Below are 19,609 nucleotides of genomic sequence, written 5' to 3'. Positions count from 1 at the left end.
TCAGGCTATTTCTTTAATGTTGCTGTCACGCTTCATAACTTCTTTTAAATTTCCATTTTGATCGATTGCATATTGACGTCCTTCGCGAGAACACTTTAATGATTCATCCAATTTTTCACCGGCATGAGAAACCCAGCCGATTTGTTTGGCAGGGTTACCAACCATCACAGCATGAGGCTTAACATCTTTAGTTATAACGGCTCCAGCACCAATTAAGCTATAAGCACCTAGCTTATTGCCGCAAATGATAGTGGCATTAGCGCCAATCGTTACACCTTTTTCAACATGCGTCAGGCGGAATTCATCCTTACGTTCAACTTCAGCACGCGGATTGTGCACATTTGTGAAAACACAAGAGGGACCACAAAACACACCATCTTCTAACGTAACACCTTTGTACAAACTAACGTTGTTTTGAATTTTACAATTATTCCCCACAACAACATCGGGACCAAGCATTACATTCTGTCCCACAGTACAATTTGCACCAACCTTAGTCCCTTTTAAAATATGGGAATAGTGCCAAACTTTAGTTTCTTTTCCAACAGTACACCCTTCATCAACGCAAGCCGTTTCATGGACATAATATTGTTTTTTTTCAATCTTGTTATTGTTTTCTAAATGTACCGTTACGCCCTTTGTTAAAGACTGTTGGGAAGCATCTAATACTTTTAAAACATTTAAACCTTCCAGAGAATCAGTACGCGGCATAGATTTATGCTTGATACAATCTAAAAAATGCTCACATTCGGCTTTGAGAGGCTCTTGAGAATTTAATGAGATAGCCTCAAATTCTGCTTTTTGGGGTTGTGGCAGGCCATTCACCCAATTGACTTGATGGGGATAGAGTTTAAGCTTCTCAGACCAATCAAGACCATCATCAAAAACCGCCATGCCACGATCACCCACGACCACAAGTTTTTGCTCTTTAAAGGGGTGCAGCCACGACACAAAAACATGGGCTCGAATCCCATTTTTAAAAGTTAAATGAGTTGTCGTTACATCATAAATATGCGGATTTAAATGAGCGGCACCCGTTGCCAATACGCTTTGAGGAACATCGCCAGCAAGACTTAAAATCATAGAGATATCGTGAGGTGCAAAGCTCCATAAGATGTTTTCTTGCGTGCGAAACTTACCGAGATTAAGTCGATTAGAATAGATGTATTGAAGCTTTCCAAGTTTGCCTCTTTTTACAAACTCTTCAAGTTTTACAAAAGCCGGATGGTATTGCAATAAATGCCCAACCATTAAAATTTTATTTTGTGTTGCAGAAAGTTCACATAACTTTTCTGCCTCGTTTATTTTAAGAGAGAGAGGCTTTTCAACAAACACATGCTTTCCTGCTTCAAGGGAGGCCTTCGCAATATCGTAGTGCTGCTCAGCAGGAGCAGCAATGACAACACCATCAATATCTGTTTTTAAAATCTCTGCGATTGATTTCTCTTCAACACTATATTTTCTTGCAATCTCCTGGGCATGAGCCGTGTTCGCATCACATACATATTTAAGCATACCCAACTCAAAGAAGTTTCGAACAAGGTTCTTACCCCAGTGCCCACATCCTATAACTGCAATTTTAAGCTTTTGCATATTGCTCCTTTACCGGGAAAAAGTAACGATAGATTGGTTTGATATATTTTCTAGAGTAACGATACCAGAATGTATTATATGCATTTGGATAGTCTTTATAATACATTGGCTCAACATTCAATATTTTCTCTAAATCATCCGGAGAAATAGCAAGCTTTTTTGCTACATAATCCTTTAATGACTTTATTTCTTCTTCAAGAATTGCCGGCTTTTTTAATTTTTTTAGCGCCTGACTCCTTGATAAGGCATTGGCACAAATTAAGTTAGACAAATGCCCCTTACGTTTGTCATAACCAAATTTTTTAGGAAGGATATACCCCTGAAAAAACTTTGTATAAACCGATTCATAGTGTTTGCCGCCATAATCTTTCCAATCTAATTCATTCTGAATAGTCTGTTTTGCAGTATTTAGATCAAATTTAAAATAATCAAATAAATGTATAAATTGAATTCCAAAAATTTTCTTATAAAAGAAGGTTTTTAATGAGTTTATGTAGGGAAATTTTTGAAGCTTTTCCTCCGTATACTTTTTATAAATAGAGCTAATATAACGATAGTCTCCATGTCCTTGAGACCATGCATGAGGCATAATACGTTCGGTAACTTGATTCGCCCCGCTAATAATATACTTGACGTTATATTTTTTTGCTACTTGATACAGCGTCGCGCAAATAGCATGATCCGTAGGAATTTCAGAATCTGGAGTAGAAGCTTTGAGAAAAGCCAGTTGCAGCTTACTAAACTCATTCCAATCAAGAACTTTTGTATGCAGATCAATATTTAGTTTTGTAACAATATTTTCGACATTTTTCACAGATAATTCTGAGTTCCACCCATTATCCATATGAACAGCAATAGGATTCAAACCAAGTTTCTTTTTTACAATATAAGCTAAGTAAGTGCTATCAACACCTCCACTTAAACCAATAACACAATCATACTTGCCAGATTGTTTATTTTTAATTTGTGCAATTTGATCTTCAAGTATTTGTGATCCATCTGCTTGAAAAGCCGAAAGCGTCGGTACATATTCCATGTATGATTTACAGTGATGACACTGCCCATTTTCATCAAATACAATATCTGGATCTGTTTCATCCATAATGCAAAAAGTACAAGTTTTCATGTTAAAATCTCTCGTATTTAATTAAAATAGCGTTGTGTGGGCCATGATAGATAAATCGACTGCTAGCAGCAACAGAATGCGCCCCATGATCTACAGCTTCTCTTGAGGTTGAGCTTTGATTACAGCCACCCAACAAGACGATTGGGATATTGACTTCCTGCTTTATTTTTTTTAATAAACTGTAGTCATATCCTTTAAAGCTCCCATCATTATCAATGGAGTTAAGAACCAATTCTCCCGCATTTACTCTGTTAATTCTATCTATAATCTCTACCAAAGAAAGTTGAACAACCTTCTGCCCGCTGTTCTTGTAAAATTTTTCTTTACGCAAGAAAGAGTAACGATAATCCAGAGATATTGAAACAGCTTGAGAACCAAAGTTGGCAACCACTTTCTCGATGCACTCTAAATCATTATAAAAAGCCGTATTAAAAATTATTTTCTCACAGCCTAAATGAAAAATTTTTGATGCCATATCAAAGCCACAAACACCGCCTCCATAAGTCACGGGCATCTCACATTCAGAAAATATATGTCGCAACAGATTTATATTTGGTGAGCGAGAAAACCTATTTGGAGTAATATCAATAATAATAAGCTCATCGACTCGTTTTTCATTAAAAATTCTGACTGCATTAAGTGGATCCCCAACATAGCTTGGTGCCTTAAACTTTCTGGTTTTCACCAGCCTCCCATCACACAGTTGCAATACTGGTATTATTCTTGGCCTTAACATATGATCTCGATATAATTGATTTCAATAATTCTAGCCCCTGAGAATAACTTTTTTCAGGGTGAAATTGTATCGCCGTGACTTGCCCATCGGATACAATAGAGGGAAATGTTTCGCCATAATCAGTATAAGCGACTGTATTTTTGGAATCAGGAAACCTGTAAGAGTGGCAGAAATAAAAAGGCTTCTCTTGATCTATATAGATAGAAGACTCTCTCTTTTTAGAGGGCCTGATATGATTCCAGCCAATATGTGGCAATAAAATATTGTTTTTAGGAGATATCTTTCTTACTCTCCCTGGAAGAAGACCTATCCCCTCCTGACTCCCCTCTTCGCTGCTTTCAAAGAGCACTTGTGCACCCGCGCATATACCAACTACACCTTTACCAGAATTCTTTTTGAAGCTTTTGATGTATTCATAAAAACCATTGTCCCTTAAACTCCGAACCGAAGCATCAAATGAGCTTACACCAGGTAAGATTATATAATCTGTCGTTTCTAATATGGAAGCGTCAGGATGCTCAAGAACGTCAATATTTGATAATGGCATTCTTTTCAGAATTTTTAATAAAGAACCAATATTAGATGATTTAGAACTAACAATGCCTATAGTCATAGCAAACTATAAACAAGAAACAATGTAATCATTTATCCTATCCTTATTTTTTATGTACTTCGCATTACCAGAATCTATATAATTAATAAAATCCTCAAAACCTGTTTCACTTAAGAGAAGAGAGGGAATTTTATAAATACAGGATTCAATTACGGTAGCCGATGCTGTTGTAATCATCAATTTAGCATTATCTAAAATTGAATAGATTGAATAATCACCATTATCTATAAAAATATTACTACCACACAAACTTGACACCTTCTCAAGACCAAAAGAATCTTTGTAAGCCACATGCGGCCTTATCCACCACAGATAACTCTCGTTGCATTTTTTAATAAATTCAGCAAGAACATCCCAATCGTTTTGTCCATAAAATTGAGGCTGTAAGGAAACAAAAATCATAGCTTTAAAATTTTTGGCTATCTCTAGAACTTCAGCTGCTTGATTATTAATGTAAGATTTAATTTTCTTACTTTTCAAAGGAATTAAACCAAATTCTTCGGCGGTACGGATTTTAGTAAAATTATAAGAATTCTCAGTATTAAAGGTTCTCACAGAAATATCATCCCAAAGCAAAAACTTATTGGGTACAAGGGCATATCCATCATCGGGCACTTTATTCCATTTATGGTAGGCCGGACAATTTACAATGGTACCATGTTGAATCTCATATAAATCAATATCGTTTTTCCTTGAGGATAATGATAATGCATACCCCAAAATCCCATAATAGCAAACAATATAAGATTTCTTTATTTTCTTGAGCTTAATCACCAAATCAAACACAAAAGCGCATATTTTAATCATTATTGCATTTTGGACGATTATGTCCTTTCGATAGAAACTTTCAAGTTCATGTTTATCAATAAATTTTAAAAAATCCTCATACTCTGGAAGTAATGATTCTATTTTTATAATTTTGCAATAGATTCTTGCAATAAAATAAGAGATTTCATGCAATATTTCAAGCGAAGTATATTTACTTCGCAATTGAGAGTCTTTGAATGACAATTGCGAGAAATACAACCCAATAATTCCTGGCTCTTTTTCTGATAGAGTGTCATGAAGTGGATCACAAAATTTATCATATCCCTTGTCAAAAACCATTCTGGATACTCCATCACTCAAGTACATAACCTCACATTCACCCTTAAATAAAATTTTCATTAAGAGCTTTGTTATAAAAATAACTGCTACAAATGGAAGTTTAATCACATTTATATACTTATTTATTTTAGTCTGTTTTGTTAACTTAATACTTCTGTGCTTACTAAGCATTGATGAGCAGAATGAGTTTCGAATCAACGGCCAAATTTTTATCTCATTTACACTCCAAACATCAACCGGAAATTTATCTTCTATTTCATTGATCAAATTAAGTATATATAAATTTGAATATCTATTCATTATACACCGTATACTTGATATAATAAATTAACTGTCTGACAATAATCTTCAAATCTAGGTAAATTTGCTTCTTTACCCTGCAGCATTTTAAGAATTTCTTTTGCTTGCTCAAAAATTCCAGGTTTAAATATATCATTTAAACAAGAGGGTAATTTTAGATCGAGCATTTTATAACTTTCATTTATTCTATACTTTGCCTCCTCCAAAGGTGCCAACAAAAAATATTTATCAGGATGTGTAACCGATACACTCCAAGGCCCTGGTCCATGCCAAACACCTGTATACAACCCCTCATCTGCATTTTCATATTGAATATGAGCAATTACACTATTTAATTTTCTTTCATCGTACGCCTGAATAACTTCAACACTTTCTATATTAGACCTACCAAGAAATATAAAGTAATCTAGGAGGTGAATAGAGTTTTTATACATCCAATATTTATATGTTTTATTTGAAAAGTGTAAATTTTTATAAGTATTGATGTCTTGATGATCCAATATATTTATAAATCTTTTTCCAGCTAATAAATCTATTTCAGACTTAACAGCTAACGTTGATGGGTAGTTTCTTCTATTCATTGCCACGTACAAGTCTTTGTTTAATGAGCGTATTTTATCTTGAATATGTGCGAACTCATCAAAGCCCAAACCAACGGGCTTTTCAGCCAGAATCTTCCAGCTATACTCTAAAACTTCATCTATTATCTCAACGAATGATTCCTCATTTACTGCAATAATTACTAAATCCGGTTCTAATTCTAAATATAACGCACTTATACTATCGCAGACTTTGTCTATATTTAATTCATCAGAAAATCTCTGTGCTTTTTGTGATGATCTACTATACACCCCTACTAGATTCAGGCCATTTATTTCATTAATGGCCTTTGCATGCTCAAAAGCCATATTGCCTGCGCCGACGATTGCAATTTTATACATAATTTCTAAGCCCACTTATATGTATTATCTATATATTCAGGCGGTATATTTTTTACGTTTACAGAAATAGAGTGCCTATCTGCAGAACAAATTGCAGCTATAGCAACCTTAATAGTTAGTTCTGCTTCATTACAGCTTGGGTAATTATCACTATTAATCAATGATGCTATTACTTTTTTAGTAGGTTCAATCACACTCAATGGCTCAACTTTAAAAAATTCGTTTTTAGACTTCAGACCATAAAATATTGATGGCTTATAAATATCTTCTGGATGAGATCTTTTAGTCCTGTAGCAATCACCAGACAATTCATCCATAAATATTTGGCCTCGTTCAAAAGTAAATGTTGAAAATATACCGTGCCCATGGTTTTCCATAATATTTAAATTCAGTACACAGTTGTTTTCTGTCACTACTCTTATATTTCCAGAATAATCCTTATACTCAGCACCTCTTGGATTTTGTAAGTTTTGTTTTTGCAGCCAAGCATTAACAACTTTAGGAATGGATGAACTAAGGTATCTTAAAAGCTCAAAATAATGCGTACCATTCATTGCTAAACCAAAGTTGCCTGCCTGAACAGATATTGAGCTTAAACTTCCCATTTCCCCTGATAAAGATACTTTTTTTATGTAATTATAATGACTCATAAATCTCATCTGATGATTAACTGCTATTTTAGAAGGTGAGTCAATATGAATTTTTTTTATATGGGAAATTTGCTTTAGAGAAGACAAAAAAGGTTTTTCACATAGTATGTATTTTATGCCTCTATCAATAGCTTTAACCAAATAACCGTAGTGACTAGCGCACGGTGTGGATATTATTACAATATCAATAGAGTTGTTTTGAAGAAATTCATAAAACTCAGATGAAGGAAAAATATTAACATTACTATCTGTTTTCCCCCTATTCATATCAAAAATAGCCACCAGATCTAAATTCATCTCCTTACAAATCTGAACATACCTGCAACCCATTCTTCCATAACCAATTAAAACGGCCTTCATACTGGCACCACATATTCCTCATTACTTGAGGTAGAGGTCGTCACGGTACTCTTTTTAATCAATCGTGAAATTTGACTATAGATAAAACAGTGAACTTCTTTTGTGAAGTGATGACCATCTTTCAGAACATACTGTGGATTATCTTTAGTAAAACTATAAAGATCTAGAATGTGCACCTTGTTATTATTGTTAGGTAAACTACTCAAAAAAAGATTATAATCTCTAACATTGTCTAAAATCTTATAACTTTTTTTTAACATTAAAGGTCCAGGGGATAAAATATTCACAATAATAATTTTTTCTAAGTTGGGATTTTTTTTAAGAATATTATCTATGATTTTATTTATATTAATCTTATAATTCTCTAACGGAACATTTTGGATTTGTCGTAGCTTTGTAAATAGATATCTTTTTTCCCTAACATAGTTTGATATTTTCGTCGAAACTCTCCAAAGTATCGGCAAATTATTCATAAAATGCAGCAAGGCTTTCTCATACTTTTTAAAAACTCTTCGCGAACAATCACATATGCCAACTTGTAAAACAAAAAAGCTGCTGTCGTAGTCATAAAAATCTTCTTCTGTTCCCGGAACTACAAAATTTTCAGTAGTAGCCGCTCTAATACTCCTATCTATAACTATATTGTCATCTAACGATAAAAGATAATTAGAGGTATAACTATATGGAACATTCTCTGATGGACGCAACATCGAAGTACTATCCCCTAAGACCACAATTTTTTTCTTTCGCATATCAGATTTTTTCTGCTATTACCTGGATTCTTCCCATTTGAATTGAATCAATAAATGTGTCAGTTTTAAAGGTTTTGTAATAAGTTACTTTGTATCCACACCTCTCTAGCAAACCAGCGTAATTATGGTTGTAAGAAACATAGCCAATTTTCCCTGTCAACTTATCATAATAAATATGACCAACCTCTGAGGCTTCAGAGTCTAAAGCTTTAGGATTTTTGTCTTTATGTGGTTGCAACCAAAAAGGTTCATTAAATATAATATTTTTGGATACTGTAGATAGCTCTTTAATATACTCTTGAAGCTCTGCATTCCTAATATTATTTGCTGTTGATGAAAAATAAGTGAGATCAGATTGTATATTTTTATTCTTAAGAAGATTTAGTGCATAACCGCTTTTAACTTTAAAGTTGTTTCTAGTCAAGCCATGGTTTATTTGCTCTATGTTTCTTGGAAAATCAATTCCTAAAAAGTTTACTTCACCAAACTCTTCTGCTAGAACGCAGTCTGGGTAATCATAACTACATCCAATATTTAGAACTTTAGATACAGAGCCAGTTTTAATAACTTTTCTTACTAGAGGGATAATGGAGCCATAAAAAGTATTTTCTAACGTACCATCCTTATGATTAGATTCAAAAAAGCTCCTTCTTGAATCCAGTTCAATTGTATCACATTGGTAGCTCTCTAATTCATCAACTTGCGCTTGATTAAGTAGGTTACCTGGGTACCTTGAAATATACACGTTATTAATTTCAGCGTCACGCTTCATTTTTATATATGGACCATAAAAGTATTCAATTAATCTACCTACAAACATTCTAAATGTTCCAAATACTTTTCTCTTTGACAATATATCTTCTTGCACAAACATTACTTTATTCCTTTTAATACGTTAACATGATCAATTCTGGGTAATTCGAAATTGCTAAAGTCTGCTAAAGTAGCATTAGACCGAAACCCAATCTTAATATTCAAATCTTCTAAAATTGACATTGTATCATCACTATAAGAATTACAGGGATGCGCCATAGAAAGCACCTCACCATGAATAATTTTTTTAAGGTCGAGTATATTTTTTCTATATTCCTCACACTGCTCCTTCAGAGATAAGCACTTTAAATTTGTTGGATGACTATAAGAGTGCGCACCTATAATATGTCCTAGCTTGTTAATTTCTTTAATATTCTTTTTACTTAACCAAATTTTGCTAGCAATTTCAGACTTTTTAACCCCATAACAATCTAGGATAGAATCCATTATACTGAAGTATTTGTTTTTACCTAAAACAACATCCCTAAAGTATCTAAAGAGCCTATCTGATTCCGAGTAAAAACTATACTCTTTCAAATACTTGGTGTTTGTAAAATCATCTATATGCTTGAAGATATCTATACCAGTGCTTTCAATTTTAGCATTAAATGCCTCATAAAATTGATCAATAGAAATAAAATACTTTGACCTAAAATATCTGTATAGTTCAAGATTTCCCTTTTGATTTTTGACACTTTGTGAATTTATAAACCAAAAAGCTTTTAATCCCATATCCTCAAGAACAGGTAAAGCTATATCGTACTGACAAAGTAGAGCATCATCAAAAGTAAGACATACCTCATCTTTCTTTAGTTGACCTGTTAAACATTTGTCCAAAAATACGTCAGAACTAATTAGTTTGCTTTCATCCTTAACAGTCTTAATAATCGAAACTAAAGTATCTCTTGTTATCGAACCCTGGGATTGATAATGATCTTTTCCATGGAAATGGTGAAACATAACTGAGGGGTGCACCTACTTATACCCCCTGTAAATTAATTTAGCGTACTCGAAATCTAAATCATCGTCTATATCAATTGAACGGTACTTAGGCATTATATAAACTTTTGCTTTACCGCCCCATAGACCCTTAATCAATGATTGAGGCTTCCAAACATATATCGAGCCATTTATACCAAAAGCTTTAGGAGCATCTTGCCTTCTTGCTAGCAATTCATTTGGCTTTTTAGAAAGATTAGCAATGCCGTTTTTATTAACCTCTACTAGAGTAAAGTAAGGATTGTGTTTTGCTTCACTTACTGAAAAGACAACATCCACATCATCACTCATTTCTTTTATAGCATTTTTTATATCAGTAGAGCTTCTGATTGGTGATGTCGGTTGCAAATCAATCACTAAGTCTAGGCTTTCACCTCTTTTATTCAGATAATTTAGACAATGCATAATCACTGGTATTTTTCCAGCTGTATCTGTTGCTAGAGCTTTTGGCCTTAAAAACGGAACTTGAGCGCCATATTCTTTAGCAACTTCAGCAATTTTTTCTGAATCAGTTGAAACATAAACTTCATCGATCAATGAGCAAGCTTTAGCTTGTAATATTGAGTGAGCAATCAAAGGCTTTCCACAAAAATCCAGGATATTCTTATTTTTCAATCCTACGGACCCACCTCTTGCACATATAGTAGCAATTGTTTTCATTACTTCCCCATAGTTACTTTCTCATAATCCTGTATACTACCAAGGTCCGCCCAGTATTCATGTATGGGGAAAGTAGATAACTTTTTATTAGAATGAATTACTTTTTTAAGAAGCTCAGGCATATCTAGATACTTATCAAAATCAATAAAGCTAAATATATCTTTCTTAAAGCAATAAACTCCTGCACTTATAAAATGAGTATATGTTGGCTTTTCAATAATGTCCGTTGCATTTGCATCACCTATTGATACAACACCATATGGTACTTGATGACTATACTGCCTTACCCCTAGAGTTCCTATTTCTCCATGATTTTTATGATATGAAAGCAAATTTGAGAAGTTAATTTTAATTAACAAGTCACTATTTAAAACGATAAAGTCAGAATTAATCTTATCTTTTAACAAAGACAAAGAACCGGCGGTACCCAGTGGTTCATCTTCCTTAACAAACTGGATGTTAACACCTAAGTTATTATTCTGATCAAAGTAATCGATAATTATATTTGACCTATAATGAGTTGTTATGAAAAAATTCTTAAAATTACAAATTTTCAGTTGATTAATTATATGATGAATAATTGGCTTGTTATTTACTGGAAGCATAGGTTTTGGTAGAGTTTTTGTCAAAGGCATCATTCTTTTGCCAAACCCGCCTGCCATTAGTACAACCGAAACCTCTTCATGAACATCTTCAATCCTGTCGATTGTTTCAACGCCTATAATTGTTTTATCACCTTCAACAACAGGTACACATAACACACCTGTACGCTCTAAAATCTTATATATTTCATCTGGGCTAAATGATGAATGCACATGTATCGGATTGTCATTCATTACAGAAGTGACGTCAGCATCAATACTTAAACCTTTTAAAAATCCGCGCCGAATATCACCATCAGTTATTGTTCCTAGCAGCTTATCCTCTGCATCAGAAACGATGATGATTCTTAATCCTGTATCATCCAAAACTTGCATCGCTTCTCTTATCGAGCTTTGTAGTTTTAAAGATATTTTTTTCCAATTACTAATCATTTTAAAATCTTGTAATTGCCCGCACTAGTGTATTATCAGGAACAATTTGAGATGGCAAAATTACAGCTCCTGCCCCGATCATACAACATTTGCCAATTTTAGCCCCCCCCAAAATAATAGCTCCAGGTCCTACATGCGAGCCTTCTCCAATAAATGAGTCATGCTCTATAATAGCTCCTGTGTTTACTATTGCATTTTTTGCCACATGAGCACCAGTTTGAACAATAGCATGATGAGCTATCAGTATCCCATTGGATAAGTTTGCGCTATTAGATACATAACTATGATTTGATAGTATATTAAAGGAATCATATTTATTTTCTAGGTATCTATCATACAACTTCAATCGTATCGCTAAGCTATTAGGAGTCGCACCTCCAATTCCAATAAAGAAAGAACTAAAAGCATCAAACTCTTTGGCTTTTTCAAGATTTGAAAATATTTTAACAAGCGGATCCGTAAAACAATCAAAACGCATGTTTATCTGACTGGCAATCTCATTAACCAGCTTAGCATGACCACCTGCGCCAACAAGAACCCTATTCATTGATAGGCTCTAACTTTGAATAACTTCTAAGAGCTTTTGATCCAATTAAATCCCAAAATTTTATTGGGTCTATTTTATTGTTTGATGGTCTCAAACAAATCAAATCATTATATTTAATAACTCTGCCCTCAATAATATCTCTCGCGGCATATACACCTCGCCTAACTAAAGGTTTGTTTTCTAATTCACTCGGTGTTGGGGTCTTAACAGGTGACCCCAATATAATTTCAGCATCCCGTATTCTATCAATCATCATTTTAAAGTCATTTATGTTCAAGGAAGCTTTATGATCAGGTCCTTTCATATCATTATCTAGTGTTATGTGCTTCTCTATTAACCTTGCTCCCTTTGCAACAGCCAAAGCCGGAACAAGACTTCCTTTAGAATGATCTGAATATCCGAGCTTTAGGCCAAATCTTTTAGAATACGAATCTAAGACATTAAGGTTTATATCTTTGATTGGTGCTGGATAAGCCGAGGTGCAGTGACATAATATAACTCTATCGTAAAGAACTTCTCTGATACTTTTGCTGGATAATGTCTTTTTGATTTGATAAGTACTTTCAGGAATTGTTTTAGGCTCTACAATTCCAAATGCTATAATTTCTAGCGCTCTTTCTATCTCTTCATATGTCGCCATTCCCGTGGAAAGAATTATCTTTTTATCGCTTTGTGCCATTTTTAATAATAATGGTCCAAAAGTTAAATCACCTGATGATACTTTTAAGTAAGGCACATCTAGTTTTAATAAAAGCTCTAACTGACTCAAATCAAATGGTGTAGATAGAAAGTCTATTGAATAATTCTTAGAAAATTCTTGCAACTCTATCATATCATCCCAAGTAAGCTCTAATTTTTTAAGCAAATTATATTGTGTGTCATCGCCACAGTTTTCCGACTGGTACTTTGTTTGGGCTGTTTTCGGATGAACGATAGTATCTGCACTAAAACTTTGAAACTTAATTGCATCAGCTCCAACATTAGACGCTTGAACTATTAACTCACGTGCAAGATTTAAATCACCATTATGGTTCACACCTGCTTCAGCTATTATATATGTCTTATTACTGTCCATCATAAAATTTCTTACATATACTTTTTTCGAGGTTAAAAGAAAAGAGAAATTCACAAACTCTATTTCCAATCTTTCCTGGCTCTTTATAAATTTTTTCTGAAGGACCTGAAAAATTTAAAGCTCTATTAATTGCTGCTGAAATATCATCAGATTCATAGCCTGCCTTAAATACACCCCGCGGAAAGATTCTACCTTCTTGTCTATTTCCTATATTAACAACAGGAACATTTAAGTAAGGTATTTCTATTATTCCACTAGATGAGTTTCCAATGCAAAATTTTGCTTTGGCCAATAGTTTTAAGAAATCATCACCAAGCGTTGGTATAAATTTAACCCTTTTGTCATTTTTCACCCATTCTGCCCATACTTTATTGATTAAGACTCCACCAGGGTCACTATTTGCTTTTGTAATTATTATTTTGAAGTTTTTTAAACTTAATAAAGATGATTTTATACTCATTAATTGTTGTTTGATGCTTTGTTCATTATACGTTTCGCTATGGTAAGTAAGAACGCAGAAGTCTTCATCATTTTTAAGATTATATCTCTCCAATACCCTTGCTGATTCTCCTAAGCTTGAAGGCAGGTTGTCGAGCCCAAGAGCACCAACTACGTGCACTCTATCTGGCTGCTCACCCATTCTAAGTAAACGCTCTTTATATTTTTCATGACTGACAAAATGAAAGCTGGACAGTTTTGATATAGCGTGCCGATAACCATCATCTATCGCACCGTGGGTTACCTCCCCCCCATGAATATGCGATATAGGTATCTTCATAGAATATGCAGCTACTGCAGATGCCATAGTTTCATATCTATCACCTAACAAAACGACCATTTTTGGATTAACGTTTTTTAATATTCCAGAAAAACTTTTAATTCCTTCACTTATAGCTTGAGTCATACAAAGATAAGAATCCTGATCACTTAAACAATTTATCTTACCAAATAACTCTAATCCATCTTTTTCTAGTTGTTGATCAAAATTCTCACTAACACACTCGCCAGATGTAACAAGAACCAAAACTTTATTATCTTGTAACTGTTTAGCTAAGTTACGTAATAGCCAATAATCAGCCCTAGATCCTATAACCAATAAAATCTTATCCATGATTAACCAACTTTACACTGCTTGGGAGACAAATAACCCTTGAATAATGATTCTCTGCATTACAACAATCAGACCTTGGAAATCTGGCATAAATTTTTTGCATATGTAAGGGTTTCCAAAAAGGTCTAACAAATATTTTATTATCAATCAAGTAATTCAATATTACATCTTTCAGATCTTTTTTATCTTCATTTAGCACAAAAGCATTTAGCCAGCAATTCGCATCCCCCATCATATCAGGCGAGTAAATACTCCCATACTCATTATGCTTATAGTTATCCACATATCTTTTAAAGAGCTCTCTTTTTGACAACAAATATTTGTCAATCTTTTCTAATTGACTGCACCCAAGCGCAGCGTTTAAGGCTGGCATTCTTAAATTAAAACCAATATCATCATGCTCAAACTCAAATTTATGAGTTTTTTTTGCTGTTGTTGATAAATGTCTCATTTTGTAAGCAAGGCCTTTATTATGAGTAACGATAGCCCCCCCCCCCCCGGTGGTAATTATCTTATTACCATTAAAACTTATTATCCCCAAGCCAGTTAAACCTGATACTCTCTTGCCTTTATATTTAGATCCAAGAGCTTCTGCTGAGTCCTCTACAACTTTTAAATTATATTTTGTTGATATGTAGTTTATCTTCCCAAGATCACATGAGGAACCAAGCACATGAACTGGAACCATTGCTCTTATGATTCTTTTTGTTTTTTTATTTATTAAATTTCCTGTATCATCAAAAGTGGTGATTTCAGATAAATAATTGTCTAGCTTATTAAGTGCAATGTTAAAGTCATCTGAACCACTATCAACAAGATGGGGTATAGCTCCAAGGTGGCAAACAGCATTAGCTGTAGCCACAAATGTCAACGAGGGCATTATAACTTCATCGTTTTGACGAACACCGATTACATTCAATGCAAGAAATAAAGCAGATGTACCACTAACTGTCGTTATTACATGCGGAATGTTTAGATAAGCTGATAACATATCTTCAAATTCTTGGACCATTTCCCCTTGATAAGAAACCCAACCTAAGTGAACAGCTTTAGATACAAGTTCTATATCATAGTGATCAAATGTCGGTTCGTGTAAACCTACAGGTAGATTAACATTATCAAAAATGCTTAGAAGGTTCTGTTGAAAAGAATACAAATCCATTTAAACAATATACCTATCGCTAAATATAAACCCATTATCTATATGATTCTCAAACCATTTTAGTGTTATTCCTAAACCTTGCTCCAAATTATGTTCAGGACTCCATCCTAGAATATTCTTAGCTTTCTTATTGCAAGCACACAATCTTTCAACTTCACTTTTATCAGGGCGTATTCTTTGTTCATCCATCTTGATTTGAAGATCAACATTTGTTAATTGCGATATTGTTTTAACAACATCCTTTATAGTAACTTCAACTCCGGTGCCTAAATTAATAAACTCACCAAAAGCTCCTGCATTACCTATGAAAGATATCATGCCGTTAACAGTATCTTGTACAAAGTTAAAGTCACGAGTTGCGTCAACATTACCTAATTTTAATTCATTATTTCCAGAAATTACTTGAGAAATAATTGTAGGTATAACAGCCCTTAGGGATTGTCTTGGACCATAGGTATTAAATGGCCTAACAACAGAAACTGGAAGTCCAAAAGAGCAATAATATGAATAAGCCAACTGATCTGCAGCTATTTTAGACGCAGAATAAGGAGACTGTCCTACAAGAGGATGATTTTCGGTAATTGGTACAAACTGAGCTGTGCCATACACTTCACTTGTAGAGGTATGAATAACTTGCTCCAACTGATTGTCAATAGCAGCCCTTAATATATTCATAGTACCTTTAATATTAGTATCTATATAAGATTCAGGCGCATTGTATGAGTATGGTATGGCAATCAATGCCGCTAAATTAAAGACAACGTCAATGTCCTTCATTGCACTTTTTACACAGTCATAATCTTTAATATCACCGCGAACTATTTCAATTTCTTTTAATATAGTAGGAGCTAAATCTTTTAACCACCCAATATCATTGAATGAATTATACAAACATAAAGCTCTAACCTTATACCCCCTTTTAATTAGCTCTGTAGTCAGATGGGAACCAATAAAGCCTTCTGATCCCGTTACAAGTATTCGTTGTTTCATAATCCCCTAATTTCCTATATGGTGTGACATCGCTAGCACAGAATCCTTACGTACCTCAGATAGCTTACCGTTCTCTATCTTAAAAATTCTATCACAATTCTTTAAAGTACTGACTCTGTGAGCAATCATGATCACAGTATGAGCGTCACATATTGTGTCTATTGTCTCCATGAGTTGCTTTTCAGTAGCGCTATCTAATGCAGAAGTAGCTTCATCAAAAATTAAAACCTCTGGATTTCTGTACAAAGCTCTAGCAATTGATATGCGTTGTCTTTCCCCTCCAGACACCCTTATTCCTCGTTCCCCAATGGTTGTTTTTAAGCCATTTGGTAATGAATTTACAAATTGTCTTAATTGAGCACTATCAACTGCATTATCAAGAGCCTCTTTATCAATTTTGTCACACCCAAAAGCAATATTTGCCTCCACCGTATCATCTATTAAGTTAATACTCTGCGCGACATAACCAATTTTTTTATGCCACTGAAAAGAGTTTGGCTTGTATTGAGCATCAATGAGTACATTCCCTTTTTCGGGTCTTAAAAGCCCTAAAATCAAATCTATCAAAGTCGACTTTCCTGAACCTGTATGTCCCACTATGCCGACAGATTCTCCTTTATTAATTTTAAGATTGATATTGGATAATGTATTTTTCTTTGAGTTTAAATATTTAAAATTAACATTATTAAATTCGATGCTTTTTGTGAATCGAAACGAAGTTTCATCTACATAATTGCTTTTAGACTCAAAAGCAATATATTCTTGATGCACGCGATCAATGGAAGGAATAACAGATTTAAGGGCATTGAGATCATTAATAATGCGATTAAGCCCTGGCATTAAACGAAATCCCGCATATAAATAACCACTTAAAAGACCAATCATTTGCATCGGACTCTCATGCCCCATACACAAATAAGAGATAGTTAGCACAAATAACCCAACAAAAAGAATCTCAATTCCCATACGTGGCAGTGCGTTTGTTGCTGTTTGAATAGCTTGCACCTTTGAGCGTTCCTTTGAGTGCACTTGATAAGCCTTAACGAAAGATTCTTTTTTACCGAGCAAAACAATTTCTTTAAAAGAATGAAAGAATTGCATCAGGTTTTTATGGGTATGAAACCCTGTTTGTTGTAGATTTTGTCCCCAATAGTAAAATTTAGGCAGTAAAAATTTAGAAGTCAATAAACCCAACGTCATTCCGATTACAAAAATTATCAGTACCAAAGTTGGGTTCACATAAACAATCATCCCCACTAAAAAAATAAATACGCTCCCTTCCGACAGAGACCTTGCAAGCGAAACCATTCCACTTGAAAAAGCTTGCTCGACATCTGAGCCCACAACTTGCAAACCAAAAGAAGAATTTCTTGTTAGGTAAAATCCGTAATCAGCTTGAGCATAACGATGTAATAATTTGTTTTTGAACTCAAAGCACATTTTTTGAATAGAAAAATTCTGAAAAAACACTTCCGCCGCAGCAATTAAATTTTTAACAACGTAAACAACCCCAACAGCAATAGCCACATAAAAAACTGTTTTCCCTGGAGATAAATTTTCTGTTATTCCAAGCTTTTGAAAATATTTTTGACCAACTGAAGGATCATTTAGCACTTGGGCAAACACAACGATGACAGATGCAGTGACTACTTCAAGCAAAGATACTACTAAAGCAAATCCTACAATACCTAGCCATTTTATTTTCTCTTCTCGTGTCAACAATTCACGTAGTTTTTGAATAGCCGAAAAAATGGAAGGAGTTAAATTATTTTCTTGTTTCACCATAGCTACCACAGTCCGGGTGAAAACACCCACGACATTTAAAATTACACTTCAACTAAATCCGAAACATCGAATTTGACTCAAAAAAGCCTCGTCACGAAGACTCTTTCATAAAAAACAATACCTGCAGACTAGGCATTTATCTCTTTTTCCCGCTCCAATCCTCGAGCGGAATTAACTCTTTTACGCGCAATGCACAATGTTGCAATGCTAAGCAATTTATCCTCTCCAATACACTCTTTTAAAACATCAAATGTACCTTGGGGGTTAGCTATATCAGTCACCAACACAGCATCAAAACCTTTAAGATTTTCAATATACCCTTCAGATTGCATAACAAGTTTCACGCTAACCGCAAAACCTTGCGACACTAACATAGCAATCTCAGCAACATCACCACTACCCACCATCGCAATTGTTTGGATACCTTCTTTCTGGCATTGACCAAACAATTCTTCTAATTGCACGCGTGTGTCGCGAAAAAATGTCATGGCTCGATACAAATACACCGATACCATGCGACTTTTTTCAGCAAACCCTTTTGGAGTAACAAAGTAAGCCCAACGTCTCGGCGCCACCTGCTTAGAGCGAACAAAACCTTTGCGGACACAGCTTTTCATATAGCTGACCATCATGCCCAAAGAGATACCCATTTCTGTCGCCAAATCCCTTTGCGTGGCTTCTGGATTTTCAGCTAGAGTCGTAAGTAATCTGACCATGACCTCCCGATCTGTATGCTGTCTTGCCTCTTCAAAAACTGCCATTACATTTAGTACTTTAAAAACTTAGATCACTTTGTACACGTACTGTACTTTATGTAATTTAAGGCTGTCAAGCAGTCGCGGCAAATTATTTTCCAGTTCGACGGGGCTTTGATCGTTCTTTGCCAAGCACGTAGGCAATGGCATCAAAAAGCGGCCTGTACCACACATCGGCTCTAAAATAGGGTCAATTGCCATTTGATAATTCTACAAAAAACATAATGCATAATTCCATAGCCTACCTACGCGAAAACTTCGCCGGGCGGGCTTCCTCAACCTCATCATAAAATCTAAGTTAATCAATCCTATCAAACTGGTTATTCTTCGCACTACGTGCCTCGCCCCAATTTGGACTGCCGGGCGTAATTCGTAGAACGTAGGGTGGCGGAGGGGAAGGGATTCGAACCCTCGATACGCGTTAACGTATACACGCTTTCCAAGCGTGCGCCTTCAGCCGCTCGGCCACCCCTCCGTTATTAGGAATTATTTTAGCTATG

At 34.6% G+C, this 19,609-nt stretch carries 19 protein-coding genes and 1 tRNA gene; all 20 read right to left on the bottom strand.

What is annotated here, in order from left to right; all coding sequences use genetic code 11:
* The 20 genes from H6849_04305 to H6849_04210 all read right to left on the bottom strand — a co-directional run bounded on the left by H6849_04305 (nucleotide 1) and on the right by H6849_04210 (nucleotide 19,584).
* Nucleotides 1-1,593, bottom strand: coding sequence for a Gfo/Idh/MocA family oxidoreductase (locus H6849_04305; protein ID USO01286.1), 1,593 nt, complete (start codon nucleotides 1,591-1,593; stop codon nucleotides 1-3).
* Nucleotides 1,580-2,719, bottom strand: coding sequence for an N-acetyl sugar amidotransferase (locus H6849_04300; protein ID USO01285.1), 1,140 nt, complete (start codon nucleotides 2,717-2,719; stop codon nucleotides 1,580-1,582). Before H6849_04300 ends, H6849_04305 begins: the two co-directional genes overlap by 14 nt.
* A 1-nt stretch (nucleotide 2,720) precedes the next feature.
* On the bottom strand, nucleotides 2,721-3,428 hold the full coding sequence (gene hisF, locus H6849_04295; protein ID USO01284.1) for an imidazole glycerol phosphate synthase subunit HisF: 708 nt from the start codon (nucleotides 3,426-3,428) through the stop codon (nucleotides 2,721-2,723).
* Nucleotides 3,415-4,068, bottom strand: coding sequence for an imidazole glycerol phosphate synthase subunit HisH (hisH, locus tag H6849_04290; protein ID USO01283.1), 654 nt, complete (start codon nucleotides 4,066-4,068; stop codon nucleotides 3,415-3,417). The genes hisF and hisH overlap by 14 nt, the downstream gene beginning before the upstream one ends.
* 6 nt (nucleotides 4,069-4,074) lie before the next feature.
* Entirely contained in the window at nucleotides 4,075-5,475 is a 1,401-nt protein-coding gene (locus H6849_04285; protein ID USO01282.1) for a hypothetical protein, read from the bottom strand.
* Entirely contained in the window at nucleotides 5,475-6,416 is a 942-nt protein-coding gene (locus tag H6849_04280) for a Gfo/Idh/MocA family oxidoreductase (GenBank protein ID USO01281.1), read from the bottom strand. Before H6849_04280 ends, H6849_04285 begins: the two co-directional genes overlap by 1 nt.
* Before the next feature lie 5 nt (nucleotides 6,417-6,421).
* Entirely contained in the window at nucleotides 6,422-7,426 is a 1,005-nt protein-coding gene (locus H6849_04275) for a Gfo/Idh/MocA family oxidoreductase (GenBank protein USO01280.1), read from the bottom strand.
* Nucleotides 7,423-8,178 (bottom strand): hypothetical protein, encoded by a 756-nt coding sequence (locus H6849_04270; protein ID USO01279.1) that lies wholly within the window; start codon nucleotides 8,176-8,178, stop codon nucleotides 7,423-7,425. The genes H6849_04275 and H6849_04270 overlap by 4 nt, the downstream gene beginning before the upstream one ends.
* A 1-nt stretch (nucleotide 8,179) precedes the next feature.
* On the bottom strand, nucleotides 8,180-9,052 hold the full coding sequence (locus H6849_04265; protein ID USO01278.1) for a hypothetical protein: 873 nt from the start codon (nucleotides 9,050-9,052) through the stop codon (nucleotides 8,180-8,182).
* Nucleotides 9,052-9,951 carry a polysaccharide deacetylase family protein gene (locus H6849_04260; protein USO01277.1) on the bottom strand — a complete coding sequence of 300 codons (900 nt, stop codon included), beginning with the start codon at nucleotides 9,949-9,951 and terminating at the stop codon, nucleotides 9,052-9,054. Before H6849_04260 ends, H6849_04265 begins: the two co-directional genes overlap by 1 nt.
* A 15-nt stretch (nucleotides 9,952-9,966) precedes the next feature.
* Entirely contained in the window at nucleotides 9,967-10,650 is a 684-nt protein-coding gene (locus H6849_04255; GenBank protein ID USO01276.1) for an acylneuraminate cytidylyltransferase family protein, read from the bottom strand.
* Nucleotides 10,650-11,684 carry a nucleotidyltransferase family protein gene (locus H6849_04250; protein USO01275.1) on the bottom strand — a complete coding sequence of 345 codons (1,035 nt, stop codon included), beginning with the start codon at nucleotides 11,682-11,684 and terminating at the stop codon, nucleotides 10,650-10,652. The genes H6849_04255 and H6849_04250 overlap by 1 nt, the downstream gene beginning before the upstream one ends.
* A 1-nt stretch (nucleotide 11,685) precedes the next feature.
* Nucleotides 11,686-12,231 (bottom strand): hypothetical protein, encoded by a 546-nt coding sequence (locus H6849_04245; protein USO01274.1) that lies wholly within the window; start codon nucleotides 12,229-12,231, stop codon nucleotides 11,686-11,688.
* On the bottom strand, nucleotides 12,224-13,309 hold the full coding sequence (locus tag H6849_04240) for an N-acetylneuraminate synthase family protein (GenBank protein USO01273.1): 1,086 nt from the start codon (nucleotides 13,307-13,309) through the stop codon (nucleotides 12,224-12,226). Before H6849_04240 ends, H6849_04245 begins: the two co-directional genes overlap by 8 nt.
* The gene (gene neuC / locus H6849_04235) at nucleotides 13,296-14,417 is read right to left on the bottom strand and encodes a UDP-N-acetylglucosamine 2-epimerase (hydrolyzing) (protein USO01272.1); all 1,122 of its coding nucleotides are present in this window, start codon (nucleotides 14,415-14,417) and stop codon (nucleotides 13,296-13,298) included. Before neuC ends, H6849_04240 begins: the two co-directional genes overlap by 14 nt.
* Nucleotides 14,410-15,579: a LegC family aminotransferase gene (locus H6849_04230; GenBank protein ID USO01271.1), complete on the bottom strand. Its 1,170-nt coding sequence runs from the start codon at nucleotides 15,577-15,579 to the stop codon at nucleotides 14,410-14,412. The genes neuC and H6849_04230 overlap by 8 nt, the downstream gene beginning before the upstream one ends.
* Nucleotides 15,580-16,569 carry an SDR family NAD(P)-dependent oxidoreductase gene (locus tag H6849_04225; protein USO01270.1) on the bottom strand — a complete coding sequence of 330 codons (990 nt, stop codon included), beginning with the start codon at nucleotides 16,567-16,569 and terminating at the stop codon, nucleotides 15,580-15,582.
* 6 nt (nucleotides 16,570-16,575) lie between these two features.
* Complete coding sequence (locus tag H6849_04220; GenBank protein USO01927.1) at nucleotides 16,576-18,354, bottom strand: ABC transporter ATP-binding protein; 1,779 nt, start codon at nucleotides 18,352-18,354, stop codon at nucleotides 16,576-16,578.
* 128 nt (nucleotides 18,355-18,482) lie between these two features.
* Nucleotides 18,483-19,115, bottom strand: coding sequence for a winged helix-turn-helix transcriptional regulator (locus tag H6849_04215; GenBank protein ID USO01269.1), 633 nt, complete (start codon nucleotides 19,113-19,115; stop codon nucleotides 18,483-18,485).
* A 379-nt stretch (nucleotides 19,116-19,494) separates the two neighbouring features.
* Nucleotides 19,495-19,584 (bottom strand) — tRNA-Ser (locus H6849_04210).
* Nucleotides 19,585-19,609 lie beyond the last annotated feature (25 nt).

The sequence above is a fragment of the Alphaproteobacteria bacterium genome (genome assembly GCA_023898725.1).
In the GTDB taxonomy this organism is placed as follows: Bacteria; Pseudomonadota; Alphaproteobacteria; order JAUHZC01; family JAUHZC01.
Note: the sequence above shows the minus strand (reverse complement) of the source record. Positions and strands in the feature narration are given on the sequence as shown.